This is a genomic window from Xanthomonas hortorum, assembly GCF_040279205.1.
GTDB lineage: Bacteria > Pseudomonadota > Gammaproteobacteria > Xanthomonadales > Xanthomonadaceae > Xanthomonas > Xanthomonas hortorum_F.
In genome coordinates this window covers 1-1,389 of record NZ_JBEOLS010000123.1, presented here as the reverse complement: position 1 = coordinate 1,389, position 1,389 = coordinate 1, and the positions used below count along the sequence as shown (strand labels likewise).

Sequence of the window (1,389 nt, the reverse complement as noted above, 5' to 3'; positions counted from 1 at the left end):
ATCCGGTGCTGGTGGGTGCGATCGCCAAGACGGCGATCGCCGGCGCCGCGCTGGTCACGATCCTGGGCGGGCTGCTGGTGGCCGGTGGTGTCGCCGCGATGGCGTTCTCGCAGATCCACGGCGCCGTCGCGCTGCTGTCCGGCGGCGGCGGCTTTGGTGCGCTGCTGCGGCAGGGGCTGGCGTTCGGCGGCCGTGTGTTGCCCATGCTCGCCAATGGCGCACGCCTACTGCTGCCGCTGCTCGGCGGCGTCAGCCTGCCGGTGCTGGCGATCGGCGCGGCCGTCGCGGCGGTGGCGCTGCTGGTGTGGAAATACTGGGGGCCGATCAAGGCGTTCGCTATCGGTGTGTGGCAAGGCATCGTTGATGTTGCCGCGCCGGTCCTCGCCGAGCTGAAGACTGCGCTCGCGCCACTGGCGCCGGTGTGGGACACCGTGGCCGCTGCGATGGGCCAGGCCTGGGCGTGGGTCAAGCAGCTGCTGACGCCGTTCGAGGCCACCACCGCGCAGTTGCACGGTGCAACGCAGGCAGGTCGCGGCTTCGGGCAAATCATTGGCGCGGTGCTGGTCACCCAGCTGCAGCTAGCCGTCAAGGCGATCGGCTGGCTGGTGCAGGCGTTTGTGTTCGTGCTGCCAGTGATCAAGCAGATCCTCGGCGGCGTGTGGCAAACCGTCCAGGGCACGTGGTCGCTGATCGTGGGCGTGTTCACCGGCAACGGCGATCGCATCCGCCAAGGGCTGCTGCAGCTGTGGGCCGGCATCAACCTGCAGCTGGCCAACTGGCCGGCCCGGATGCTGCAGGCCGGCGCGGACATGATCAGCGGTCTTGTCCAGGGCATCCGCTCCAAGCTCGGCGCCGCCAGTAATGCGATCGCCAGCGTCGGCACCGGCGTAGTCGATCGCTTCAAGGGCCTGCTGGGCATCCACAGTCCCTCGCGCGTGTTCGCCCAGTTGGGCGACTTCACCATGCAGGGCCTCACCGTAGGCCTGCAGCGCGGCCAGGGCGCCCCTGTGCAGGCCGTCATGGCGCTTGGCAACCGGATGCGTGCCGTGGGCGCAGGCCTGGCCCTGGCGACGGCCACAGCGCCTGTGGCGGCGATCGACAGCCGTGCGCCGCTGTCGGCCCCTGTGCGCGGCGCCAGCGCGCCTGCAGGCGGCAACAGCTACGTCATCCACGTCCACGCCGCACCCGGCATGGATGCATCCGCACTGGCGCGCGAAGTCGCCCGCCAACTTGAAGGGCGCGAACGGCGCACGGCGGCCGCGCGCCGCTCCAGCCTGCGCGACGACTGAGGCTCCAACTGATGATGATGTCCTACGGCACCTTCGTGTTTTCGCTCGACAGCGCGGCGTTCCTGCAGCTGCAGCGGCAGATGAGTTGGCGCCACCCCAC

2 pseudogenes are annotated in these 1,389 nt (G+C 70.1%); both read left to right on the top strand.

The features are described 5' to 3' along the window. A pseudogene (locus ABS769_RS22415) lies at nt 1-1,289 on the top strand (phage tail tape measure protein); the annotation flags it as partial. Nucleotides 1,290-1,300: 11 nt separating this feature from the next. Continuing rightward, nucleotides 1,301-1,389: pseudogene (locus ABS769_RS22410) on the top strand (phage tail protein); the annotation flags it as partial.